General features: G+C 41.4%; 18 protein-coding genes. 4 read left to right on the top strand and 14 right to left on the bottom strand.

Annotated features, from left to right (window positions below; translation table 11 throughout):
• Nucleotides 1-78 precede the first annotated feature (78 nt).
• Both tkt and zwf read right to left on the bottom strand, forming a co-directional pair.
• A complete protein-coding gene (tkt, locus tag AC0YOD_RS05025) occupies nt 79-2,064 on the bottom strand; it encodes a transketolase (protein WP_475798371.1) in 1,986 nt (661 codons plus the stop codon).
• Entirely contained in the window at nt 2,048-3,571 is a 1,524-nt protein-coding gene (gene zwf, locus AC0YOD_RS05020) for a glucose-6-phosphate dehydrogenase (RefSeq protein ID WP_475798126.1), read from the bottom strand. Before zwf ends, tkt begins: the two co-directional genes overlap by 17 nt.
• Before the next feature lie 121 nt (nt 3,572-3,692).
• On the opposite strand from zwf, the gene AC0YOD_RS05015 reads away from it, so the two are divergent.
• On the top strand, nt 3,693-4,568 hold the full coding sequence (locus tag AC0YOD_RS05015) for a LysR family transcriptional regulator (protein ID WP_475798125.1): 876 nt from the start codon (nt 3,693-3,695) through the stop codon (nt 4,566-4,568).
• 108 nt (nt 4,569-4,676) lie between these two features.
• Here the strand turns inward: AC0YOD_RS05015 and AC0YOD_RS05010 are convergent, their stop codons facing one another.
• From AC0YOD_RS05010 to AC0YOD_RS04965, 10 genes are all read right to left on the bottom strand, one after another.
• Complete coding sequence (locus AC0YOD_RS05010) at nt 4,677-6,155, bottom strand: Lsa family ABC-F type ribosomal protection protein (RefSeq protein ID WP_475798124.1); 1,479 nt, start codon at nt 6,153-6,155, stop codon at nt 4,677-4,679.
• A gap of 439 nt (nt 6,156-6,594) precedes the next feature.
• Entirely contained in the window at nt 6,595-7,458 is an 864-nt protein-coding gene (locus tag AC0YOD_RS05005; protein ID WP_475798123.1) for a carbohydrate ABC transporter permease, read from the bottom strand.
• A 14-nt stretch (nt 7,459-7,472) separates the two neighbouring features.
• Nucleotides 7,473-8,357, bottom strand: a complete 885-nt coding sequence (locus tag AC0YOD_RS05000; RefSeq protein ID WP_475798122.1) for a carbohydrate ABC transporter permease — start codon at nt 8,355-8,357, stop codon at nt 7,473-7,475.
• Between the two features lie 31 nt (nt 8,358-8,388).
• Nucleotides 8,389-9,711 carry an ABC transporter substrate-binding protein gene (locus AC0YOD_RS04995; protein ID WP_475798121.1) on the bottom strand — a complete coding sequence of 441 codons (1,323 nt, stop codon included), beginning with the start codon at nt 9,709-9,711 and terminating at the stop codon, nt 8,389-8,391.
• A 168-nt stretch (nt 9,712-9,879) separates the two neighbouring features.
• Nucleotides 9,880-11,082, bottom strand: coding sequence for a response regulator transcription factor (locus AC0YOD_RS04990; protein ID WP_475798120.1), 1,203 nt, complete (start codon nt 11,080-11,082; stop codon nt 9,880-9,882).
• Nucleotides 11,040-12,749: a sensor histidine kinase gene (locus tag AC0YOD_RS04985; RefSeq protein ID WP_475798119.1), complete on the bottom strand. Its 1,710-nt coding sequence runs from the start codon at nt 12,747-12,749 to the stop codon at nt 11,040-11,042. The genes AC0YOD_RS04990 and AC0YOD_RS04985 overlap by 43 nt, the downstream gene beginning before the upstream one ends.
• Before the next feature lie 133 nt (nt 12,750-12,882).
• The gene (locus AC0YOD_RS04980; RefSeq protein WP_475798118.1) at nt 12,883-15,891 is read right to left on the bottom strand and encodes a glycoside hydrolase family 2 TIM barrel-domain containing protein; all 3,009 of its coding nucleotides are present in this window, start codon (nt 15,889-15,891) and stop codon (nt 12,883-12,885) included.
• Between the two features lie 122 nt (nt 15,892-16,013).
• A complete protein-coding gene (gene dgoD / locus AC0YOD_RS04975) occupies nt 16,014-17,165 on the bottom strand; it encodes a galactonate dehydratase (RefSeq protein ID WP_475798117.1) in 1,152 nt (383 codons plus the stop codon).
• A gap of 14 nt (nt 17,166-17,179) precedes the next feature.
• A complete protein-coding gene (locus AC0YOD_RS04970; protein WP_475798116.1) occupies nt 17,180-17,824 on the bottom strand; it encodes a bifunctional 4-hydroxy-2-oxoglutarate aldolase/2-dehydro-3-deoxy-phosphogluconate aldolase in 645 nt (214 codons plus the stop codon).
• 12 nt (nt 17,825-17,836) lie between these two features.
• The gene (locus tag AC0YOD_RS04965) at nt 17,837-18,790 is read right to left on the bottom strand and encodes a sugar kinase (protein ID WP_475798115.1); all 954 of its coding nucleotides are present in this window, start codon (nt 18,788-18,790) and stop codon (nt 17,837-17,839) included.
• A gap of 282 nt (nt 18,791-19,072) precedes the next feature.
• On the opposite strand from AC0YOD_RS04965, the gene AC0YOD_RS04960 reads away from it, so the two are divergent.
• Nucleotides 19,073-19,738: a FadR/GntR family transcriptional regulator gene (locus AC0YOD_RS04960; protein ID WP_475798114.1), complete on the top strand. Its 666-nt coding sequence runs from the start codon at nt 19,073-19,075 to the stop codon at nt 19,736-19,738.
• Between the two features lie 110 nt (nt 19,739-19,848).
• Here the strand turns inward: AC0YOD_RS04960 and AC0YOD_RS04955 are convergent, their stop codons facing one another.
• A complete protein-coding gene (locus AC0YOD_RS04955; protein WP_475798113.1) occupies nt 19,849-20,340 on the bottom strand; it encodes a glycosyl-4,4'-diaponeurosporenoate acyltransferase CrtO family protein in 492 nt (163 codons plus the stop codon).
• Nucleotides 20,337-21,464 carry a glycosyltransferase family 2 protein gene (locus AC0YOD_RS04950; RefSeq protein WP_475798112.1) on the bottom strand — a complete coding sequence of 376 codons (1,128 nt, stop codon included), beginning with the start codon at nt 21,462-21,464 and terminating at the stop codon, nt 20,337-20,339. The genes AC0YOD_RS04955 and AC0YOD_RS04950 overlap by 4 nt, the downstream gene beginning before the upstream one ends.
• Nucleotides 21,465-21,675: 211 nt before the next feature.
• Here AC0YOD_RS04950 and AC0YOD_RS04945 point away from each other — a divergent pair, with 211 nt between their 5' ends.
• Nucleotides 21,676-23,178, top strand: a complete 1,503-nt coding sequence (locus AC0YOD_RS04945; protein ID WP_475798370.1) for a phytoene desaturase family protein — start codon at nt 21,676-21,678, stop codon at nt 23,176-23,178.
• A gap of 228 nt (nt 23,179-23,406) precedes the next feature.
• Nucleotides 23,407-23,643, top strand: a complete 237-nt coding sequence (locus tag AC0YOD_RS04940; protein ID WP_475798111.1) for a hypothetical protein — start codon at nt 23,407-23,409, stop codon at nt 23,641-23,643.
• Nucleotides 23,644-23,654 lie beyond the last annotated feature (11 nt).

Raw genomic sequence — 23,654 nt, 5'->3', positions numbered from 1 at the left:
TACTTGTATAAACCTACTAGCCTCAATAGAACGATCTGACTAATCTACAGCGCTCATGTTCTTACGACTTACATCTAACTATAGTAATTCTTTCGTCAAACGAACCACATTATCCACGGAGAAGCCAAAGTATTCTAAGACCTCAGTTCCCGGTCCAGAAGCTCCGAATGAGTCAATGGACAATATTTTGCCGCTTGGTCCAGTATAACGCTCCCAACCAAGTGATATGCCGGCTTCAATAGCCAAACGCTTCGTTACGGAAGCAGGCAATACCGATTGCTTATAGGCTTCAGATTGACGCTCAAACAGCTCACGGCTTGGCATAGCAACGACACGAACGGAGAGATTCTCCTTTTCAAGCTCAGCTTTTGCACTAACAGCTAAGGAAACCTCGGAACCAGTTGCGATAAGGATGACCTCTGGCTGATTATTTGTTTCAGTCAGCACATAGGCTCCATTGGCTAATGCTTCCACATTGCCTTTCGTTGCTTCATAAATAGGCAAGTTCTGTCTGCTTAGCACGAGTGCTACTGGACCTTCATTTTGCTGCAAGGCATAGGCCCATGCGTTTGCTGTTTCATTGGCATCACTTGGACGAATGACCGTAAGTCCCGGTATCGTACGCAGCGCAGCCAAGTGCTCAACCGGCTCATGTGTAGGTCCATCTTCACCTACTGCTACTGAATCATGAGTGAATACATAAGTGACAGGCAATTTTTGCAGAGCAGCCAGTCTAATTGATGGACGAAGGTAATCGCTGAATACGAAGAACGTGCTTACGAATGGTTTTACACCGCCATGAAGCGCCATACCGTTACCCGCAGCACCCATAGCATGCTCACGTACACCGAAGTAGATATTACGTCCAGCGTAGGATTCGACAGCAAATACTTGTTCACCGCTAATATCGGTCATTGTGGAATGAGACAAATCTGCGCTTCCTCCGAATATAGAGGGTACGGATTTAACGAAATGATTGATCGCTTGACCGCTCGCTACGCGAGTTGAAACCGTCTTGGATGAATCGAAAGTCAGAATGTCCGCCGCATCGATAACAACGGAACCATCAATGATTTGTTCAAACTCTGCACCCAGAGCAGGATGTTGTGCCTTATAAGAAGCAATCAATTGGTTCCATGCTTCTTCTTTGGCCTGACCATTTTGTTTAAGTTGTTCGAAATGAGCTTTAACTTCTGCTGGAACTGTAAATTCTTCTTCATGCTTCCAGCCATAAGCTTCCTTCGTTGCAATTGCTTCTTCTTTGCCAAGTGGATTGCCATGTGCTTTATTCGTTCCCGCAACTTTACTTCCGTATCCGATAATTGTACGAACTTCGATAATCGTCGGTTGAGAATCATTTTGCTTAGCTGCTTCAATCGCTTTGTTAATTTGCTCAATATCATTGCCGTCTTCTACTCTTAAATACTGCCAATTTGCGGATTCAGCTCTTTTTTGCATGTTCTCTCCGAAGGAAAGATTGAGTTCACCGTCTAATGAGATGTCGTTGGAATCGTACAATACAATTAATTTGTCCAGCTTCATATGTCCCGCCATGGACATCGCCTCGTAAGAGATCCCTTCCATCAAGCAGCCATCGCCGACAAGTGCATATGTGTAATGATCAACGACTGGGAAACCGCTTTGGTTGAATTTCGAAGCAAGATGCGCTTCAGCCATTGCCATACCTACAGCGTTCGCAATACCTTGACCCAGTGGTCCCGTTGTAGCATCCACACCATCTGTGTGACCAAATTCAGGATGTCCTGGCGTTTTGCTGTGAAGCTTGCGGAATTGCTTCACATCTTCTATAGAAACGTTATAGCCAGATAAATGCAAGAGACTATAGAGCAAAGCGGAGCCATGCCCTGCGGATAATACGAAACGATCGCGGTTGAACCATTTTGAATGAGCTGGATTATGATTTAGTTGTTTCCCCCAAAGTGCATACGCCATTGGCGCAGCCCCCATTGGCAGGCCGGGATGACCAGAATTAGCGGCGTTAATGGCATCAATAGATAACGTACGGATCGTATCGATAGCGAGTTGATCAATGGATTGAGTGATAGGCATATTGTTCTCCTTTTATGTTTTCATTTTTTTCTTCTGACTTGTCATCGAACCACCAATGAAATCCGTCCTGCAGCAACAGCTGATCAGATTCTGAAGGTCCATAAGTGCCGGCTGGATAGATATGAAGCGGCACTGCGTTCTCTTCGTATGCATCCAAGATAGGTTGAACCCATTGCCATGATAATTCGACTTCGTCCCAATGCGCGAAGAACGTAGAATCTCCGTTCAAAGCATCGCAAATCAAATTTTCGTAAGCTTCAGGCACATTATCTTGACTCTCATGAAAGTCGAAATGCATCGGTTTGAACTCTCCTTTGTGCAAAGAATCTCTCGTATTCAATTGGAGTGAAATACTTTCATTAGGACTGATTTCAAATACGAGAAGATTAGGCATCTTATTCTCATCGTTTACTCCAGACTGCTTCAAAGGCTCTTTGAACTCGATCACGATTCGTGTCGATTTATCCTTCATTCTTTTGCCTGTGCGGATGTAAAACGGAACACCGCGCCAAAAATAATCATCAATTTGAAGCTTAGCAGCGATAAAAGTGTCATTTCTTGATGTAGCGGCGATATTGGGTTCGGAAGTGTAACCGACCACCGATTCCCCTTGGATCATGCCTGCTCCGTATTGCCCGCGGATAACATGAGAGCTGACTTCCTCTTTTGGCAGCAGTTCCAGAGAATCCATCACCAATTTCTTCTTGAATCGAACATTCTCTGATGTACTTTTGTTTGGGAGGTGAATGGTCAGCATCATGAGCAATTGCAGCATATGGTTTTGGAACATGTCTCTTACAGCACCAACATGATCGTAATAACCCGCTCGTTCTTCCACACCAACAATTTCATTCGCCGTTATTTGAACGTTAGCAATGTATCGGTTATCCCATAACGCTTGAAGAACCGGATTACTCTGCTGCAGCACTTCCAGCTTCTGTACCATTGGCTTGCCGAGATAATGATCAATACGGAAAATCTCATCCTCGGTAAAAGCTTTGCTCAAATTTTCATTCAAAGCTCGAGCAGATTGCAAATCATGCCCGAAAGGCTTCTCGATCACTAGACGCTTCCATCCATTTGCAGAACCTAGCCCGCTTTCGTGAATGTTGGCTGTGATCGTTTCAAAAAATTCAGGTCCCACAGACATATAAAACATACGATTCGGTTCAATTTGAAGCTCTTGTTCCTTTTGTTCGATCATGTGCAGCAGGTTCTGATAATCTTCTTTATGACCTACATCCAGAACACTATAGCGAAAGCCATCCAAAAATTTCTTTAATAAAACAGGATCATTCGCTTGGCGCCTGGAAAACATACGAAGAGATTGCTCAACATTTGCTCGAAATGCTTGATCGGAAAGCTCTCTTCTTCCAAGGCCGATTACGTTGAAGAATTGCGGCAGTTTCTGATCGACGAATAAATTATATAAAGCAGGGTAAATTTTTCTTTTTGCTAAATCCCCTGTTGCTCCAAACAAGACAAACGTGGTTGCTTCCATTTTTCTACTCCTTCCAGCAGGTCTTCATTTTGCACTGGTATCAACTTCCTAAATCCACTATAATACGAATATCACCTATACGGGTAATTAATATATTTCACAGGAGCTATAGACCACGTCTATGATCAATTACGAACTTTACAAGGTTTTCTATTGGGCTGCGAAGACAGGAAGCTTGTCTAAAGCCGCTAAATCATTGTTCATCACTCAGCCAAGTGTCAGTCACGCCATCAAGCAGCTGGAAGAGAGCTTCGGCATTACCTTGTTCTACCGGAACTCCAAAGGCGTCGCTTTAACGCAAGAAGGAGAAACGCTTTATTCCTACATCGAGAAGTCTCAAATTCTAATCTCATTAGCAGAAGAAAAGATGGCGGCTCTTAAAAATCTCGAAAGCGGCGAGCTGCGAATTGGCGGCAGCGATTCGTTGTTCAAGCATTATATGCTTCCTTACTTGGAGATCTATCTTGAAAAGTTTCCAGGAATCAAGTTGCATCTGAATCATGGCACGACCCCAGAAACCATCGCATTCCTGAAAGAAGGCAAAATCGATTTAGGTGTCGTTCGTTTGCCCATCGTCGATCCCCAGCTTGAAGTCATGAAAGGAATTGAGCTGCAGGATTGTTTTGTAGCGGGGGCACGTTATGCTGAGCTTAAGGACAAAGTACTCTCATTGGATAAGCTGCTGCAATACCCTATTATCTTGTTCTCGCGTAATAGCCGGGTTCGGATGGCCATTACCGAGTTATTTGAAAACTACGGCTATCAAATCAAACCTGAAATTGAGGTAGGAAGCGTGGACCTTCTCATCGAGTTTGCACGCAAAGGTCTCGGTATCTCTTACGTAACGAAAGAATTCATTGCAAAAGAACTAGAAGAAGGCTCGCTTTTTGAAATTCAATTGGATATCAAAATGCCGCCCTCTCAAGTTGGATTTATGATTATGCGCAACATGCCTCTTTCCAATTCAGCAAGACAGTTTATTGAACTCGTAAAATAGAATGAGTGAATGGTACATATAACAAGCAGAAAAGCATCCTTAGCCAGATTGAAAATGGCGAGGATGCTTTTCTTGTTTTAAAACGTTTAATATCCAAATGAATGGATATTAAAGCGCAATGAACTTGGTTGCTACATTTCTGCAAAATTCACTGTCATGCTCTACAAACAGAATAGTTGGTGCGTATTCAAGCAGTAACTCTTCAATTTGAATACGTGAAATAACATCAATAAAATTAAGAGGTTCATCCCAAATGTGCAAATGAACTTTCTCACTAAGACTTTTCGCAATCAGAACTTTCTTCTTTTGCCCTCCGCTGAATGCTGAAATATCCTTCTCAAATTGAACTCTGGAAAAATCAAGCTTTCTTAATATCGATTTGAAAAGGCTCTCATCGATCCCATTCCTTGCGGCATAATCCGATAAGTCGCCTTGAAGGTGAGAGGTGTCTTGTGATACGTAGGATATTTTCAGCTGACCGTCCTTCAAGAAGGTGCCGGTATATTGAATATCCTCACCGCAAATAAGTTTGATTAAGCTTGATTTCCCGGAGCCATTTTGACCCGACAGTGCAATCCGATCACCTTGTTTAATCGTAAAGCTTATATCTGCACTAACCAACTTCTCACCGTAAAAAATCGAAACATCATCAAGCTCGGCCAGCTGGCTTTTGTGAAAGGGAAGCTGCGAAATTTCTAAAGTGTCTGAGCTTTCAATATTTCTCAGTAGTTTAGACTTTTCAACAATAGCAGATTGCTGTCTTTGCTCAATGGCTTTTGAGCGCTTCATCATTTTAGCGGCTTTGTGACCCACATATCCTTTATCTAACTTGGAACCGGAATTTCTTGTACCGTTTTTTGTTTTCTCCACTTCATGAGACCAGTTGCCTGTACGTTTAGCAGAATGCGACAACCGTTTAATATCTTTCATAAGCTTATCGTTCTCTGCAAGTTCAAAGTTATCCTGCCTCGTTTTATTTTCCCACCAACTAGAAAAATTGCCTTTTTGAATATCTATGTTGGTCTTATTGATTGAAAGCACATGATCTACACAGTTATCAAGAAATGATCGGTCATGTGACACCAATATGAAACCACTTTTTGTATTGAGATAATCACTGACGAGTTTTCTTGCATGCAAGTCAAGATGATTGGTTGGCTCATCAATTAACAGAAAACTATTTTCCTTAATAAACAATGCTGCAAGCAACAATTTCGTTTGCTCTCCGTTAGACAGTGAATCAAAGGGTCGATATAAAACATCTTCAGACACTTTTAGCAATGAAAGCTCACGCATTAACTTCCATTGAACATAGTCTGGATGTATCTCTTCAATAACATCGAGTGTGAGATTCCCCTTGTTCTCGACATGGAATGGAAAATATTCAAAACCGACCTTCGCAGAAATATTTCCGCTGTATTCATATTTACCAAGCAGTAAGTTCAGAAATGTAGTCTTCCCTCTACCGTTTCTACCCGTGAATCCTAACTTCCAATCCGTATCGATTTGAAAGCTCACGTTCTCAAAAATATTATCGTAACTTCCCTCATAGCTAAACGTCAGGTTTGTAACATTTATTAGTGACATGAATTTATCCTCCTGTATAAAAAAAATAAAAGCTACAAGAAAGTTACTTTCTTGTAGCTCAAATAAATACAGTAAATCCAACCCCATTTGGGATTAGATACAGATATTTTTATTGAGTTAAAAAGATATAGTAACTTTCTTGCATATAAAGAATAAAACATGCGAAATAGATCGCATCTTTGTTTTATTGTTTTATAATCAGCAAGAAAAATTACATTATACTTTTCAACTCCATTCACTAAATTATGTGTATTTTATCATACCTGTTTTTCTATTTCAACAAATAAAACCCCTGGCATGATTGAGAATTGTCATCTCGTTCACATCTCGCATTATCAGCAAATTGCTCAAGCATTATAGATACAACAAATGCCCCATGGAAAATTCCATAGAGGCATTCGTTGTATTTGCATTAGACAGATACGGATAATCATTCAAATTAGCCCTTTATTGCGCCTTCAATCATCCCGGCAATTAACTGCTTTTGAAAGATAAGTACAATGATCAAAAGCGGAACAACACTGATGACAGAACCTGCCATAATAAGATGGTAAGGCGTATTATTGCTATCCTCAAGCGCCTTGAGCGCCACGGATAACGTCATATTTTCCTGAGATCTCAAGATCACGGAAGGCCATAAAAAGTTATTCCACTGTTTAACGAACAGAATAATACCAAGTCCAGCAAATCCTGATCTTAGATTAGGGAGCACGATGCGACGGAATAGCATAAATTCAGTACAACCGTCTATACGTGCTGCTTCAAACATCTCGTCAGGAAGTGACATACAATATTGCCGCATAAAAAAGATACCAAAAGCACTGGCCAAATCGGGCAAAATAACTCCCCAAATGTTATCGATCAAGTTCAAGTTTTTATAGATAGAGAACAGCGGAACCATTGTAGCTTCATGTGGGATCATAAGGGAAGCCAGTACTAATACAAATAAAAAATTCTTCCCTTTAAATTTGTATTTAGCAAATGCAAACCCCGCCAAACCACAGAATAGTAAAGCAATAAGCGTGGACGTTGAAGAAAGCAAGAAGCTGTTCCATGTTATGATACCAAATTTTCGTTCAACAAATAATTCCTTAAAATTCTCCCAATGCAGGGTTGATGGAACCCAGATCGGCGGATTTACAAATATCTCACTAATATCCTTTAAAGAGGAGCTAAATAACCAAAATAAAGGAAATATTGTAATGAGTGAAACTAAAACCATCAATATAAAGGCTAAAGATGAGGACCAAATGCTCTTGCTGCTAGAAGTGTCTATTGCTTTTAATTCAATCTTTTTTTCCATAATATCCTCCCGCCCTACTCTTTATCGTCAAATATACGCATTTGCAACAATGAGATTGCCATCATCAAAATAAAGAAGCAGACGGCGATGGAAGATGCGTAACCGAAATTAAAGTTTTGGAAGCTTTCAATATACAACATCAATACCGGGGTCATCGTAGAGCTTAGCGGACCACCCTGTGTAAGAATAAAGGGCTCGGTAAAGAGCGAGAAAGTTCCAATCGTAGACAGCACTGTACAGAACAACAACATTTTTTTGACCAACGGAATTGTAATGTAGAAGAAGCTTTTTATTTTCGTCGCTCCATCCACATATGCGGCTTCGTACAAATCCTTCGATATGTTCTGCAAGCCTGTCATCAACAAAAGCATATTGTAGCCAAGCCAGCGATAAAGTACCATCATGGCTACGGAAATACGTGCCCACCATGGCGATTCGAGCCATGGTATTGGATTATCAATCAAACCAATATTTCTGAGGACATTGTTAACCAGACCATCCTGCGTGTTCAAAAGTAAGATGAACACGAAGGATACGGCCACAACCGATACGAAGTTGGGTACAAAAAGTGCCATTCGAAAAAAACCTTTACCTACCATCCAATTGGAATTTAGTATGGAAGCAAATATTAGACCCAGAAACAGCATAAGCGGCACATACATAAGAAAAATCAATGAACTATTCCACAAGGATAACCAAAAGGTCTTATCTCCGAATAACTGTATATAGTTTTCAAAACCAATAAATTCCTTCTTACCGGAACCATTCCAATCTGTAAGACTGATATAAAACGAATACAAAATTGGATATAACGAGAAGACAAAAAACAAAATGAAATAGGGTGATATGTAAATATAAGGAGCAAACAGCATTTGCTTGTTCCATTTCGCTGTTTTCATATCGTTCCCTCCATTCCTACCAGGATAAATTTTAGTTTCTCTTTGTTTTGCTGCGTAGTTCGTTAGCCATTTCTTGCAATGCTTTCTCTGAGCTCACATTATTCAAGAATACTTTTGCCCACACATCGGTCATAAGTTTGTTTGCCATAGGGAAATCGGACGTATACGCGAGCGGATACGTGTTTGCTAGAGATTGTGCGTATACTTTACGTATAGCCTGATCATTGAAGTAGGCTGACTTTTCCTCCAAGGAGGCATCATTATCAACTAACATAGCAGGAAACAGTCCGGCTTCCGTCATCATTTTTACTTGGGAATCCTCATTACCGAGCATAAATTCGATAAAGTTCCAGGCTTCTTCGGGATGTTTGGAGTTTTTGTTAATGGCAAGATTCGCTCCGCCCTGATTCGCTCCAGTATATTTATCATCCTTGGACCATTTTGGCATCATCGCTACAGACCATTTACCTTTGTCTGCTGGAGAATACTGATTTTCGATAATTGCATCATGCCATGAACCGCCGACAACGGTGGCAATTTTACCATCCCGAATAGCGTTCCCCCATTGATCGGAATTTGCGCGGGCATCGAAAACAAGACCTTCATTTTGCATTTTAATCAAGAAATCTGCACTTTCCTTAATTTCCGGTGAATCTATAGCAACCTTTCCTTCATCATCGAAGTACCATAATCCACGTTGCCACATCATTGATTCAAACATACGGTTGCTAGAGTTCGTTTTGGAATCCCCGTACATCATAGCTCCCGTTTTTTCTTTAATTAGTTTGGCCGCCTCGTAATAGTCGTCCCATGTCTGAATCTTTTGAGAAACTTCGTCTGGATCTGTTGGCAGGCCTGCTTGTGCGAACAGATCGTTGCGGTAAAACATGACAACTGGGCCACTATCCCATGGCATAGCATAGACTTTATCATCCTTGGTGGCATCTTCCCATTTGTAAGCACTCATCTTGTCCTTGTATGGTTCTACTCGAGAAGTAATATCAAGTAAAGAGTCGATACCCACGATCTGGGACAGATTTGTCGATTCTACTGCAATAATATCCGGTACCGCATCCCCTGTATTTGAAGTAATTAAATATTTGGAATACAGATCTGTTGATTTCATGGTTTGAAATTCAACTTCGATGTTAGGATATTTGGTCTTGAAAGCTTCCATATTCAAATCAAGTCCGTCTTTTGCTGTCTCCCAAATCCAGACCACTAATTTAACCTTCTCATCACCTTTAGCTGGCGTAGTGGTGTCATTCTCCTTGTTTCCTGAAGAGCACGCAGAAGCCAATAAAGTAAACATTAGACAAGTAATAAGTACATAAAACAAGCTTTTTCTTTTCACGAATTTTTACCCCCTGTAATTGATAAATTGTGTCTGACATTAGTTATCATAAAACTTCTGAAAGGGCTTTCAAACCGACTAGTGTTTGATTATAGTGTGATATTTTCCGATAAATAAAAAAAAGCCCAGATTACCTAGGCATAGGTGTAAAATTGTTCAGAGGGATGGTCATTTTGTTTGAAGACGATATTGTCCAGGTGTAATCTCCGCACGTTTCTTAAACCATTTCGAAAAATATTTAACATCTTGAATGCCTATCTTCTCAGCGACTTCCTCTATCCGAATGGTAGTTATGCTTAGTAACTCCTTTGCCCTTTTAAGCTTCCGGTCCGAGATAAAGGAAATGATACTATACCCTGTTGCCTCCTTGAAGATCGTGCTAAAGTAACTTCGACTCACTCCAATATTGGCGGCTAAATCTGCTGCTCGAATATCAGTATCCAGATGCTCATCAATGAAATCAATGGCTTGAATAATGTCCTCTTTGTGCGTGAGGCTTAACAAGCTGGTATTACATTCCACTTGCCGCATACGATATAACCTGCTCACGGAATCCAACCAGCCTTCAGCGCTGACTATAGGTTTGCTTTGACGCCACTCTATTGTATTGTTCTCTAATTTCATGTCCACAAGCTTGGATCTTTCCAGATCTTGAAGCTCTGGGGTACATGCAATAAATGCAGAATATTCGTCTATTTCAAGTAATTTTAATTGGTTAGGGTATGCTGCGGACATATCCCGCCATTGATTAAGAAAAGCATTTATGTTAGTAGTACCCTCACGAGGAATGTACATGTGAGTTAAACAAGAATAGGACAGCATCCAGCTCCACTTTGTCCGTACCTGTTCCAACAAATAATCTCTAGCTGCATAACTATGCTTATTAAGCCATGCATCCATAGCCTCCATTGTCTGATTTTGATGCTCCTTCATCAAGGTTGCCGCAGCTTGTTTCTTCGTGAGTTGTTCTTCTAATCGTAAATGAACACGATTTAATGAGTCATTTATATGATCATCATCCATATCAGTCTTGACGATATAATCATGAATACCCAATTGGATTCCATCCTTGGCATAGTTAAAGTCCCTGTGGCAGCTCAAGAACATGAGCACTGTATCCGGTGCTTCTTTTTTGATTTTTTGCGCGAGCTCAATACCAGTCATTTCAGGCATGACAATGTCTGTAATAACCAATTGGGGCTGATGCTCCAAAAATTTTTGCCACCCGAGACTTCCGTTGGATGCATCATCTACTACAACCATCTGATGTTGTTCCCAATTAATGGTCATGCGAAGCCCTTTTCTTACAAGCTGCTCATCATCAACAATTAAAACTTTGATTGGGAATGGATTTCTACAGTCTTCGGCCATGTTAAAGTCACCTTCGTTCCTTTATTTCTTTCTGATTCTATTGATAATCCGTATACATCACCATAATGCAGCTTAAATCGTTCATCCACATTCCGCAAACCTAATCCACCTTGCTTGTCCGGTACCTTCTGTCCAGCGCTTATAAACTTCATATGCTGCGTTTTGACACCAATTCCATCGTCTTCAAGTACCATATATAATATATTTCTATCTTCGTATATTTTCATATTGATATTCCCTTGACCATCTCGAAGTCCATGAAAAAAAATGTTTTCCAACAATGGCTGAAAAACCATTCTTGGAATAAGGCAATGTTCAAGTCCCGGTTGTACCTCAAGGTTAAAGGTGAAAGCATCATCATAACGGAATCGCTGAATCTCTATAAAATGGCGAGCAATATCAATTTCCATACTCAAGGGAAGAAGTGTCTGTTTGAAGTTAAAGCTTCCATCCAGAACAACGATGAGGTGCTGGAGCATTTTTTGAATATCAGGTTGATGGGCTAGCTTCGCTTTCCATTGAATAGAATTTAACGTATTAAATAAAAGGTGCGGATTAATCTGATAATGCAAGATCTTCAGCTCAGCATCGCTTTTAAGCTTCTCGGTTCTGCTAATTTCATTAACGAGCTCCAGGATTTCTTCTGTCATTTTATTGAAGGCTTCACTAAGAAAGCCAAGTTCATCCGATGACATCACGGGAGTACGTATAAGCAGATCACCTTCCCCAAACCTGCGCATGGAATGAGTTAATTTCTTAATTGGCATAGTAAAACGAATGGAAAAAAAGCTTGCCATAATCACACCCAGAAAAACGGCTAAGACAGAAATAAAAACAGAATACTTTAAGATTACGGTAGATGATTCATTAAAAGTTGAATAAGGAATATTTGCCTCCACAACCCAATCCTCCGTATCCAGAGAACGTGACCATACAATATCATTTTTTTGACTCATATAATTCGAAGTGGTAGGTAACAAAGAGTTTCCAGATGCGTCTATGATTCGTAAATGGGATTTAGTATCCTTTTCGAATGATTTTATCAGGTTAATGATTGTATCCGCTTTCATATCGATTAATAATTTACTTCCTATTGGCAACCCGAAGGAATTCTTTAAAGGAACCATCAAACTGATCATATAGTCGTTGCTTGGGACAGCATAATAATCAGGAATATGAATCATAACATGCCTGTCATTATAAAGAGATTCATTAGACCAGAACTGGGAGTTAGCAAGGCTTTCCTCATTAACTAAGTTCTTTCCGATTACCCTTTCTGAAGGTGTAATCACTGCCACATTATAAATATTGCTATTTTCGAGTGAGGAAATATAGTTTTGAAAATCCCGTTCCTCAACATATTGTTCAAAAGTAGAAGGAGCTTTATCCCCAACTATTATGGAAGAGGCAATGAGATAAGATAGAATATTACCCGTTATTTGATCCATCTGCTTTAAATTGCTATCCACATGCAGCTTAAGTTGATCAACAGCATACATACCATAACTGCCAAACTGTGAATTTACAATCTTGGATGATTGATTATAAGAAAAATATCCAAGTGTACATACAGGTAAAATAGCGACAATGAAAATAATCAGCGTTAGCTTTGTTCTGACACTTCCTGCCTTTCTGAAGCGAGATTTCATTCTCTCTAAGTTGCTCATTATGGTTACCTCTTCTGCCTATTCTTATATCTATTGAAATAGTGAATCTAAATAGTATACCAAAAAACCATATAAATTTGAATAAATGGTGCCCCTGTATTGCTCATTTAGGGACACCATTTTTAGGTACTTGCTAGTCTTCTTTAAATACAGGTACAATAATTAATTCGAATGTGAACTGTTTCTCAGCCAAACGATAAGCTTCCAACAATTCAGGACCACAGGAGTTGGAACCAACTCCACTCATCTTGTAATCCAGATGTACAATTGTTTCGTTCCTGCGAACAAGCTCATATGCGTGTTGAGCTTGAGTTAAATCTTCTGGCGTGTAGTGAGAAGCATTGAATGAGAAAGGCTTGGCCCCTGTAAACTTCAATCCCATACCCTGCTCATTGGATACAATGACCCAATCCGTATTATCATGTGAACCATTTTCCTGCGGCATAATATACGGTGTAAACAGTTTGTCTACTGTAGTTAAGTATTTATTTTTTAGTGTGCTTTGACTTTTATCAATATAGCTTTCATGAGGTCCATTTCCGAAATATTCTACTTCCTCTGAACCCGATGGCATCGTTAGCTGCAAACCAAATCGTGGAAGGAATAACAAATCCTCACGGACTGTTACCTCAACTTTCAACTTGATTTCACCATCCCCTGTTACTTTCCAATATGCAACGCCATGTAATATTGGCGGCTTAATATCCCCGCTCAAAGAAAATTTAACTCGTAATTCCAGAGATGATTCCGTTTGTTCGGTTACAATCGTTTCATATACATGCGTATGTGCGCGGTCATAGCCTTCTTCCATCCACTGAAACTTAACCTTGCGGTCATTATCTATTGGAGCTCTCCATATATTGAAGCGGAGTGGTTTATGAATCATTTCTACACCGTGCTTGGATACAGAATTAAAAGTTCCATTATATCTATCAAATTCATGTCGGAAATCAAAACCTTCAATTATTAACTGTTCGTTATTTTCCGTAATCTGCATAGAATGGTTGGCTGCCTTGGGAATTGACACTTCCTGAACCTCAATGGGTAGTCTGAACTGCTCAAAATTCACTACATGTCCTGAATCCGCCCAAGCTGTATTCTGCTGCAATCGGCAGGATATTGTCAAATAATAAGAGTCTACCGACGGATCAGGGAATAAATAATCCAGCTTTACAGTACTAGTAGTATGAGGTGCAACCCCAGTTAGCAAGGTCTGCCCTTGCTGGACAAGTTCTCCATTCTTTTCGACCTTCCAATATAACGTCAGATGAGAAAGATCAATGAAATCATAGAGATTTGTAATCCGGACAGTCCCTTCGATCAAATTATCTGCTTCCATTCTGACTGGTGCAATGACTTTCTTTAGTTCAAGCAATCCTGTATGAGGAATTCTATCAGGTGAAACAAGTCCATCAATACAGAAATTCCCATCATTAGGCGTATCCCCGAAATCTCCTCCGTAAGCGTAATATGGCGTTCCTGCTTTATTGGTTGCTAAGATGCCATGATCCGACCATTCCCATACACAGCCGCCCATCAGTTTCGGATATTTATAGATAACATCCCAATAGTCCTTTAAATCCCCTGGTCCATTTCCCATGGCATGACTGTATTCACACATAAACATAGGTTTGGTGCTATTCTCATCCTTGGCATAAGCTTCAATATAGGCAGGGGAGGAATACATTCGGCTCTCCATATCCAGCACTTCTACATCAGGACTTCCAAAATGTCGAGGGTCGGAGCCTTCATAATGAATAGGTCTCGAGTTGTCTCTTGATTTTGTCCATCTCGCCATCGCCATATGGTTCTTATCATAGCCTGATTCATTACCCATCGACCAGATGATCACAGAAGGATGATTTTTATCACGTTCCACCATACGAACAGCACGCTCTACAAAAACATGCTCCCATTCCGGAAGACGTGTAAGCATGTTAAAATCTCCAATGGCATGAAATACCCCGTGGCATTCGAGGTCAGCCTCATCAATTACATAGAAGCCATACTCATTGCACAGTTGCAGAAAGCGAGAATCATTCGGATAATGGGAAGCTCGAATCGTATTGATATTATGTAGTTTCATCAGCTTCAAGTCCTGAATCATATGATTAATGGGTATCGTCTGTCCGAGTTCAGGATGTGAATCATGTCGATTCACTCCTTTTAGCTTGACAACCATACCATTAATTTGGAATACCCCGTCAATAATCTCTACCTTTCTGAAACCGATTGCAAAGTGAAGCACCTCATCGGCAGCAGTAATGTACAGTTGATATAAATAAGGAGTTTCAGCATTCCATAGATTGGGATTGTCAATATGCAGAGTAATGCTGCCGTTTCCATTAACGTTAACCATTTGATCCGCCAAACTCTGACCATCCGCATCAAAAAGCTCGATCCTTGCTTCTATTTCTCCAATGGTATCCAACTCACAGGTTATGGTTCCATCTTGATATTCATTCTCCAGCTCCACATGATTAAATACATCCACGATATGTGCTGGGTTGCGAGCCAATAGATACACATCCCGAAAAATCCCCGAGAATCTCCACACATCCTGATCTTCTATATAAGAACCATCACACCATTTCAGCACCATAACGGCAATCTTATTATTGCCAGCATGAACATACGGTGAAATATCAAATTCAGCAGGCATCCTACTGCCTTGGCTGTACCCAACCCATATTCCGTTTATCCACAAATAAAAACAAGAGTTTACACCCTCAAATACAATGTACTTCTGTTTCGCTTCCCAATCGCTGGAAATATTGAAATCTCTTACGTATAGACCAGCCGGATTCGCATTGGGAACAAAAGGCGGATCACAAGGAAAGGGATAATTTACGTTCGTGTAATGAAGTTGATCGTATCCATTGACCTGCCAGCATGAAGGTACAATCAGATTATCCCAATCACTAACATCGGTATCCATCTGATAAAAATCATCTACTTGCTGGACCGACTCCTTATATTTAAATTTCCAATTCCCATTCAGTGTGCGATAGAACGGGGAGTTGCCCCTCTTTTGCTTGATAGCTGATTCTGCATCACCATAGGGTATATAATAAGCTCTGGGAGCTTCTCTGTTTTTTTGAAGTACGTTCAGATCTTCCCAATATTTTGGTATATTGATCATAATCATTATCCTCCATCATTCGTATTTAGATTGTTCTATTGTATCTGATATGAAAAGGCTCTCAAACCGACTCTTGTTTGATTACAAGGTTATTTTGTTTGATTTATACCAGTCTGTTCTTTTTACCATTCGGCTACCGATCCGTCCTTATGCCTCCAAATGGGATTTCTCCAGCGATGCGGGTTTTCTTCTGACATTTTGATCACGTACTCTTCATTGACTGTAATTCCTAGTCCCGGACCTTGAGGGATTTTTACATATCCGTCGTCATATGCGAACACATCAGGATCGGTGATATAATCCAGCAAATCATTGCCCTGATTGTAATGTATCCCCAGGCTTTGTTCCTGAATAACCGCATTGTGAGCTGTAGCGTCAACCTGTAAACAAGCTGCAAGCGCAATCGGTCCCAATGGGCAATGAGGTGCTACGGCTACATCATAAGCCTCAGCCATTGCAAAAATTTTCTTGCATTCCGTAATGCCGCCTGCATGTGATAAATCCGGTTGAATGATATCTACATATCCATCTTCCAAAAGAGATTTAAAGTCCCAGCGTGAGAACATTCTCTCGCCAGTTGCGATAGGGGTACTTGTGTGATTGGCGATATCTCGCAATGCCTCGTTATTTTCCGGGAGCACAGGTTCCTCAATAAACATGAGTCTATAAGGATCCAGCGCTTTGGCTAGCACTTTAGCCATTGGTTTATGAATACGGCCATGGAAATCTACCCCGATTCCAAAATCTGGACCCGTAGCAGCTCGAATCGCAGCTACACGTTCCACGACCTCATCCACTTTGCGATAGCTATCAATATACTGCATTTCTTCCGTAGCATTCATCTTGATTGCAGTAAAACCGGCCTGCTGTTTCTCGAGTGCAGCTTGCCCAACATCACTCGGACGATCTCCGCCAATCCAAGAATAGACACGCATGGAATCCCTGCATGCCCCGCCCAGCAATTGATAGATTGGCGCATTAAAATACTTGCCTTTTATATCCCATAACGCCTGATCAATTCCAGCAATAGCACTCATTAGAATGGGACCGCCACGGTAAAATCCACCACGGTACATGACCTGCCAATGATCTTCAATACGAAGAGGATCTTTACCAATTAACGAATCCATAAGTTCATCTACTGCGGCTTTCACGGTGTGAGCCTTGCCTTCAATTACGGGTTCTCCCCAGCCTACAATTCCCTCATCAGTCTCAATTTTCAAAAACAACCAGCGCGGCGGTACGATATAAGTGCTGAACTTTGTAATTTTCACGAATGATCTCTCCCCTATTGTCTTGCTTTATAAATTTCTTTTATAAATTGTTGTGCCCGAGCTGTCAGTTCATCGTATCGCTCTTCTTCTACCGCTTTCTTATCTATTAGCGATCCTCCAAGACCAACGGCTACTGCTCCTGCTTTAATGAATTGACCTACATTTTCTAATGTAACACCACCTGTTGGCATCATCGGAATATGACCCAAAGGTGCTGACAGTTCCTTAATATAGTTAACACCCAGAGAAGATCCGGGGAAAATCTTGAGCATATCTGCGCCATATTGATAGCCCTTTACAATCTCTGTCGGAGTCATGACTCCTGGAATAGATATACAGTTGTTTCTAATAGTCACTTTTATTGTTTCCTCATCTAAAATCGGTGAAAATATAAAATCAGCCCCAGCTTCTATCGCAGTTAGCGCAACTTCTGCATTCAGAACCGTGCCCGCACCAACCAGCACATCATCCCTGTATCTATCTTTTAACAAAGTAATAAGCTCAAAAACTCTGTCTGTATCAACCGTAATCTCCAATGCTTTGACCCCGCCGGTTACCAGTGCATCCGTAATATGTACCGCTTTGTCAAATGGAGGTCTACGTACGACAGCAATGACACCAGAATCCTTTAACTGTTGTAACTTTTCATGTTTCTCCATATCCATCACTCCTTAGCGTTTTACATTTTGATAATTCACTTGCCCGGACATCATCAGCGTGAGCTCCTCGTCGCTTGGAAGCCCTTCCGTATCGCCATTAACCCCTACAACAATTGCCCCAACCGCATTTGCTCTGGACACAGCCATCGCCAGATCTTCTTGCCGCAATAGTCCGCTAATAAATCCGGAAGCGAATCCATCACCAGCCCCGACAGGATCTATTTCTTGAACGGGATATGAAGGGACACACCCTCTCTCAGTCAAAGACTGATAGTAAGCGCCTTCCTTCCCTAGCTTTACAATAACTGCTTCTGCACCCAACTTAAGCAGTTCTTCTGCAATTCCCTCCGGCTCTGTCTGCCCTGTGAGGAATTCCCCCTCATCCAAACCAGGCAATATATAATTGGCCCTACTAGCTAGTTCGAGCAATATCTGTTTAGCATCCGAACGATTCCAGAGCTTCCATCTTATATTGGGGTCAAACACTATGCTTAAATGATTTCGCTTCGCCAAATCCATTGCATGAAAAACCAGTTCCAGGCAGCTCGAACTTAGTGCTGGAGTAATGCCTGTTACATGTAAAATTTTAGCTTGAGCCAAGTAGGACTCATCTAAATCTTCCGGCTTCATCAAGCTTGCTGCGGAATGATTACGATAGTAATAGACCTGCGTTCTCCCACCTGACAGCCTTTCTTTAAAAAACACGCCTGTTGGAGCCGAATCAGTAAATAAACAACGAGAAGTATCTACTCCCTGTCCTCTTATACTTTGCAGAATGTAACGTCCAAAGGCATCCTGTCCCAATTTGCTGAACCAACCTACAGAATGACCCAATTTGGCCAGTCCAATTGCTACATTAGACTCCGCCCCCGCCATCTGTTTATTGAATTGGTGCTCATATTCAAGCGGTAAATGTTGATTGCCGCTAAACAGGACCATAGATTCACCAAAAGTTACAACCTCCATCCTAATTCCTCCCCTGACTCCGTAACCAGTTTGACGAATGTCTGTTCATAAAGATCATATCTATTTATGTTATAATTCTATTAAAACTAAATATAACGATAAATACTCAATTTATAAACACTTTTCAACTGATTTTAAGCTAATATCACTTAATAGATAGTATCTTTATGGATGTATCATAGTATCTTTCATTAAGGATGTCAATATAGGAATACAATTACATCAAACAGAATGTCTATGTTAAAATAACTTTATTATGAGAAATTTCAGGAGACTAAGATCATGAAAAAGACCGCATTCTTAACGACCGTAGAGCAGCTCAACAAAAAAATAATTGAGGGAGAGTGGCCTCCAGGTTCACGAATTCCCACTCTTCAACAAATCTCCAAAGAAATGGAAGTCAGTGTCACTACGATCAGAGAAGCTTTGAGAACGCTTGAGAGTCAAGGAAACGTAAGTATAGAACATGGTCGTGGTATGTATGTGCGTAATGATCCATTATTGCTTGAGGATCCTACGGCAGATCTCAAAGAGCTAGGAGATATTTCTCTCGTTAAATTGCTGGAGGCAAGATTGTTGATTGAGCCAGAACTAGCTGCTTTAAGTGCAGAGCGGGCTACTCTAGCTCAAGTCAAGCAACTTCGGGTACTCGCGGATGCAATGGTCAATCAGATGGAAGATGGCGGCCCTTTTCTGGATACAGATCTGTCCTTTCATCGACTTATTGCCGAATCAGCTCAGCATCCCGTTCTATTGCTTATGCTGGAATCGATCTATCCACTACTAGCTGAAGGACGAAAGCAAACGAATACCTTACCTCATATGCGTACCAAAGCATCCAATTTTCACATTCTAATTGCGATCGCCATCGAAGAAAGACATAGTGAGCAGGCAAAACAACTGATGCATTTTCATATTAATGACATGCTTGAAGCTTTAAAAAAATAGGATAATCATTACCCAGTTAAGATTTAGACATTTGCTTTGATTACCAAAACAAATAACCCGTAAACATGTCACCTTGTTCAAAGTGTCCATCTTTACGGGTCTTAATGTCCTCACACTCTCCTATGAAAATGAATAATCATTCGCTCCAGCCTAAACCTGTTATATCTCTGAACAATAATGAACGGAAGATTCGCAATGAGTGCATAGACAATCATGATCCAGCCGTACAAAGGCTCGTTCCATAAGAAAAAAAGAGGAGCCGGCAGCATGGACAGCCAATGTGTCCATGCTCCTCGGTTTGTTTCCAGAACAAATTTATTATAATAATTGGGATCTCTGGAGCTTAAGCTCTTTTTGGAAAAACTGCCTTGAAAAAAGGAACTTCCCTCTGGCAGTCTATCCTTCCATAACCGAATACCCATTCGTTCATAGACTTGTTCTTCACGAGATTTAACCAACTTATGAGTTGAATTCGGAATCTTTCGTTCGAACCAGCGATCTGGCAGCTTGAAGCATATATAGGAAACACCAAGATGAATCACAAGCCATGCGCCAATATCGACTACCAATGTCCACGCTGATGAAAGCACCCATATTCTCACAACCGCCTACGCTCCTTTTTCGTCGAAAGTGTACGCCCCTTCCATTGCACTTTACCGCCTAAGAAGGTTTGAAGGCCTGACCAGATAAAAATATACAGAAACATCAGCAGCGGTAACGGGAAGAGCAGTGCCGTTACAAACCCAAATGAGCCTGCCCTTCGAAGCAGTAAGTACAGTTGGGCTGCATAAGCGAAATAGATTACCATAGCTGTTAGGGCAGACGCTTGGCTCCATAATAAGACAGCAGACACTGCGCCTGCCACCCATAGAACAATGGGGACTAAGCGGGACAGAGGTGTCGCGGCTGCACCCGATGAAAAGCTTTTGCACCAGCCTGCTATTAGACTGCCAAGCCCTTGCGGATACATCCTGAAGGAGACAATTCCTTTACCCCCGTAGTTGTGAACAGGCTTGCTTAAGCTCTGGAATACATGACCTAATGCGTGGTTCTCAAGCACTTTGTCGCTTACTGCACTATGCCCACCGATATGAAAATAGGTATCACGCATGCATACGACACAGGGCCCAAAAGCGCCTGCCCGCCCATCCGTTGCATGGATAGAAGCCAGCACGACCAGATTGCATAAGGCAGACAGCCTCTCGAAGGGCTCCACCATATGATGGTAAGGTTGAACGGTTAGTAAGCCGCCAACCTCTTCATAAGCCGCTGCAAGTTGCTTCAGACCATCACTGTGCAATACAGTGTCGGCATCCAAAAAAACAAGAAGCTCCCCTTTTGCATGCTTAGCTCCGTTCCAGCAAGCCCAGCTTTTGCCGAACCAGCCTTGAGGAAGTGATCCTGGGACGATAACTCGTGCACCTGCCTCGATCGCAATCTCCGCGGTACCATCATTGGAGCCGTCGTCAGCAACAATCACCTCTACTACCGGACAAGATTGCTCTGCTAGCGAGTCTAACAGTTTACTGATATTGAACTCTTCATTACGTGCAGGGATAATGACGGATATCTTTGGATTAATAATATTAGAGTTTACTCGGTCATGACTTACTCCATCATCAATTGACCTTTCGGCTTGCAAAGGGATATCCATTCTTGCCAGCTGCTTCAGAATCAACCAGCCACTTAACCACCCAGCTGCAATCCATATTAACGTTAATGTCATTCTCGCTTCTCCCCTCATCGGAACATCTACCTTATGCTATTAAGTCTCTTCTAAAATATGAATAGACTACGTTTCAATTATTCCCAAATGGTTATAATTTTAAAGGAAACATTATCCAATTTATTACTCAAATTTATTTTACTATATTTAGATCACGAAGTTTGGATTTCTAGTTACTAGTATTTTCAAAGTTAGGGAGGCAGTGTGTATGATGGGTAAACAAATAATTGTTATTGGCGGCGGGCTTGGTGGATTATCCGCAGCAATCCGTTTGGCATCAGACGGTAATCATGTCACAGTACTCGAGAAAAATGAACGGGTTGGCGGGAAACTGAATATTCGTTCCGGTAAAGGCTACAGCTTTGATACGGGACCTTCAATTTTGACCATGCCATGGGTATTGGAGCAATTATTTGCCGATGCCGACCGTAAGCTTGAGGATTATATGACACTGATTCGGATCGAGCCGCAGTGGCGTACTTTCTTTGAGGATGGGGTAACGCTGGATATTACAGGGGACATGCCTACAATGCTGGAGCATTTGAATCGTATTTCTCCCGCTGATGCTAGCGGCTTCTTCAATTACTTGCATTATTGCCAACAAATGTATGAATTTAGTATGAAAAGCTTTTTCAATAAGAGCCTTACCGGCTTAGGTGACCTTCGCAACCTGCATAGTATCAAGGAGCTATTAGCGATGGACCCATTGAAGTCAATGCACAGCAGTACAAGCAAGTACTTCTCAGATAAGCATCTGCGCCAATTATTTGATTTTTTCATCATGTACATAGGCTCCTCACCTTACGCAGCACCTGCTGTACTCTCACAGCTCGTCCATGTACAGATGGGCCTTGGCATCTACTATGTCGAGGGAGGCATGTATAATATGGCTAAAGGCATGCTGAAATTATTGGGTGAGTTAGACGTAGAGGTACGAACGGATTCAGAAGTTAGAGAGATTAATCTAAAAGGTACCGTCGCTACTGGGGTTACTTTGCAGGACGGAACAGTCATCTCTGCTGATTTGGTCGTCTCCAATCTGGAAGCGATCCCTGCTCATCAAAAGCTGCTTTCCGAGCACCCAAAAGTAAATACAACACTGAAAAAACTAGAGAAGTATGCACCAAGCGTCTCAGGATTAGTGCTGCTTCTAGGTGTAGATAAACAATATGAGCATCTGCTGCACCATAATTTCTTCTTCTCAGAAAATCCAGATAAAGAATTTGACGATATTTTTGTAAAAGGTGTAGCATCTGATGATCCTACCGTTTATATCGGTGTCTCGAGTAAGTCCGATCAAACCCAAGCTCCCCTTGGGAAAGAAAATTTATTTGTGCTGACGCATGTCCCTCCGCTTCGTCCGGGCGAAAGCTTTGAACCTATGCGTATGAAGTACCGTGAAATGGTGCTAGACAAGCTTGAACGAATGGGATTACAAGACCTGCGCGAGCATATTGAATTTGAATACAGTTTTATTCCCGATGATTTGCAGCGTTTGTATGGTTCTAACGGCGGTTCAATCTATGGTGTCGTCACCGACCGCAAGCTTAACGGAGGATTCAAAATACCAAGCAAAAGCGAGATCATCGAAAATTTGTATTTTGTAGGAGGCTCGACCCATCCCGGCGGCGGTGTGCCAATGGTCGTGCTTTCGGGTCAACTGACTGCTGACCTGATCAAGGAGAAAGATCCAAACGTCAAGGCTGCGCTTTAAGCGAAGGAATAATTAAGGGTAACCCCCATGGTTACCCTTAATTTTAAATTATATGTTCGCTTTCCCCATTTAACCTTAATGACTCCGATTCCCCCCTGCAATTCCTTTGTTTCCAAAGCTGTGGAGCGAGATCCCTACATATACGCAACCCCATTTAAAGAAACTTTCTTATCATTAAGAGCGTACAATATATTATAAAATGACCTAAAGAACAGGGAGGAATAAAGTATGAATTTGACCCAAAAACAACGAACCTTGTTGCTATCCTTAACCAAGGAATGGCTGACACCGATACAAATTGCTGATCTGCTTCCGAATGAATGGGAAAATCTATCGGATGTAAATCAGTCGCTTAAAGATTTAATGCGTGAAGGATTGGTGCAAACTAACCCCGTTATGCTCGGTCTGTATCGATTAACCACGGATGGCATCAATTTAAAGGATTCAGAAGCGGGTAAGAACTAATGCAATATGGG

This window comes from Paenibacillus sp. J31P13 (assembly GCF_056269295.1).
This window is presented reverse-complemented; position numbering and strand designations above follow the sequence as displayed.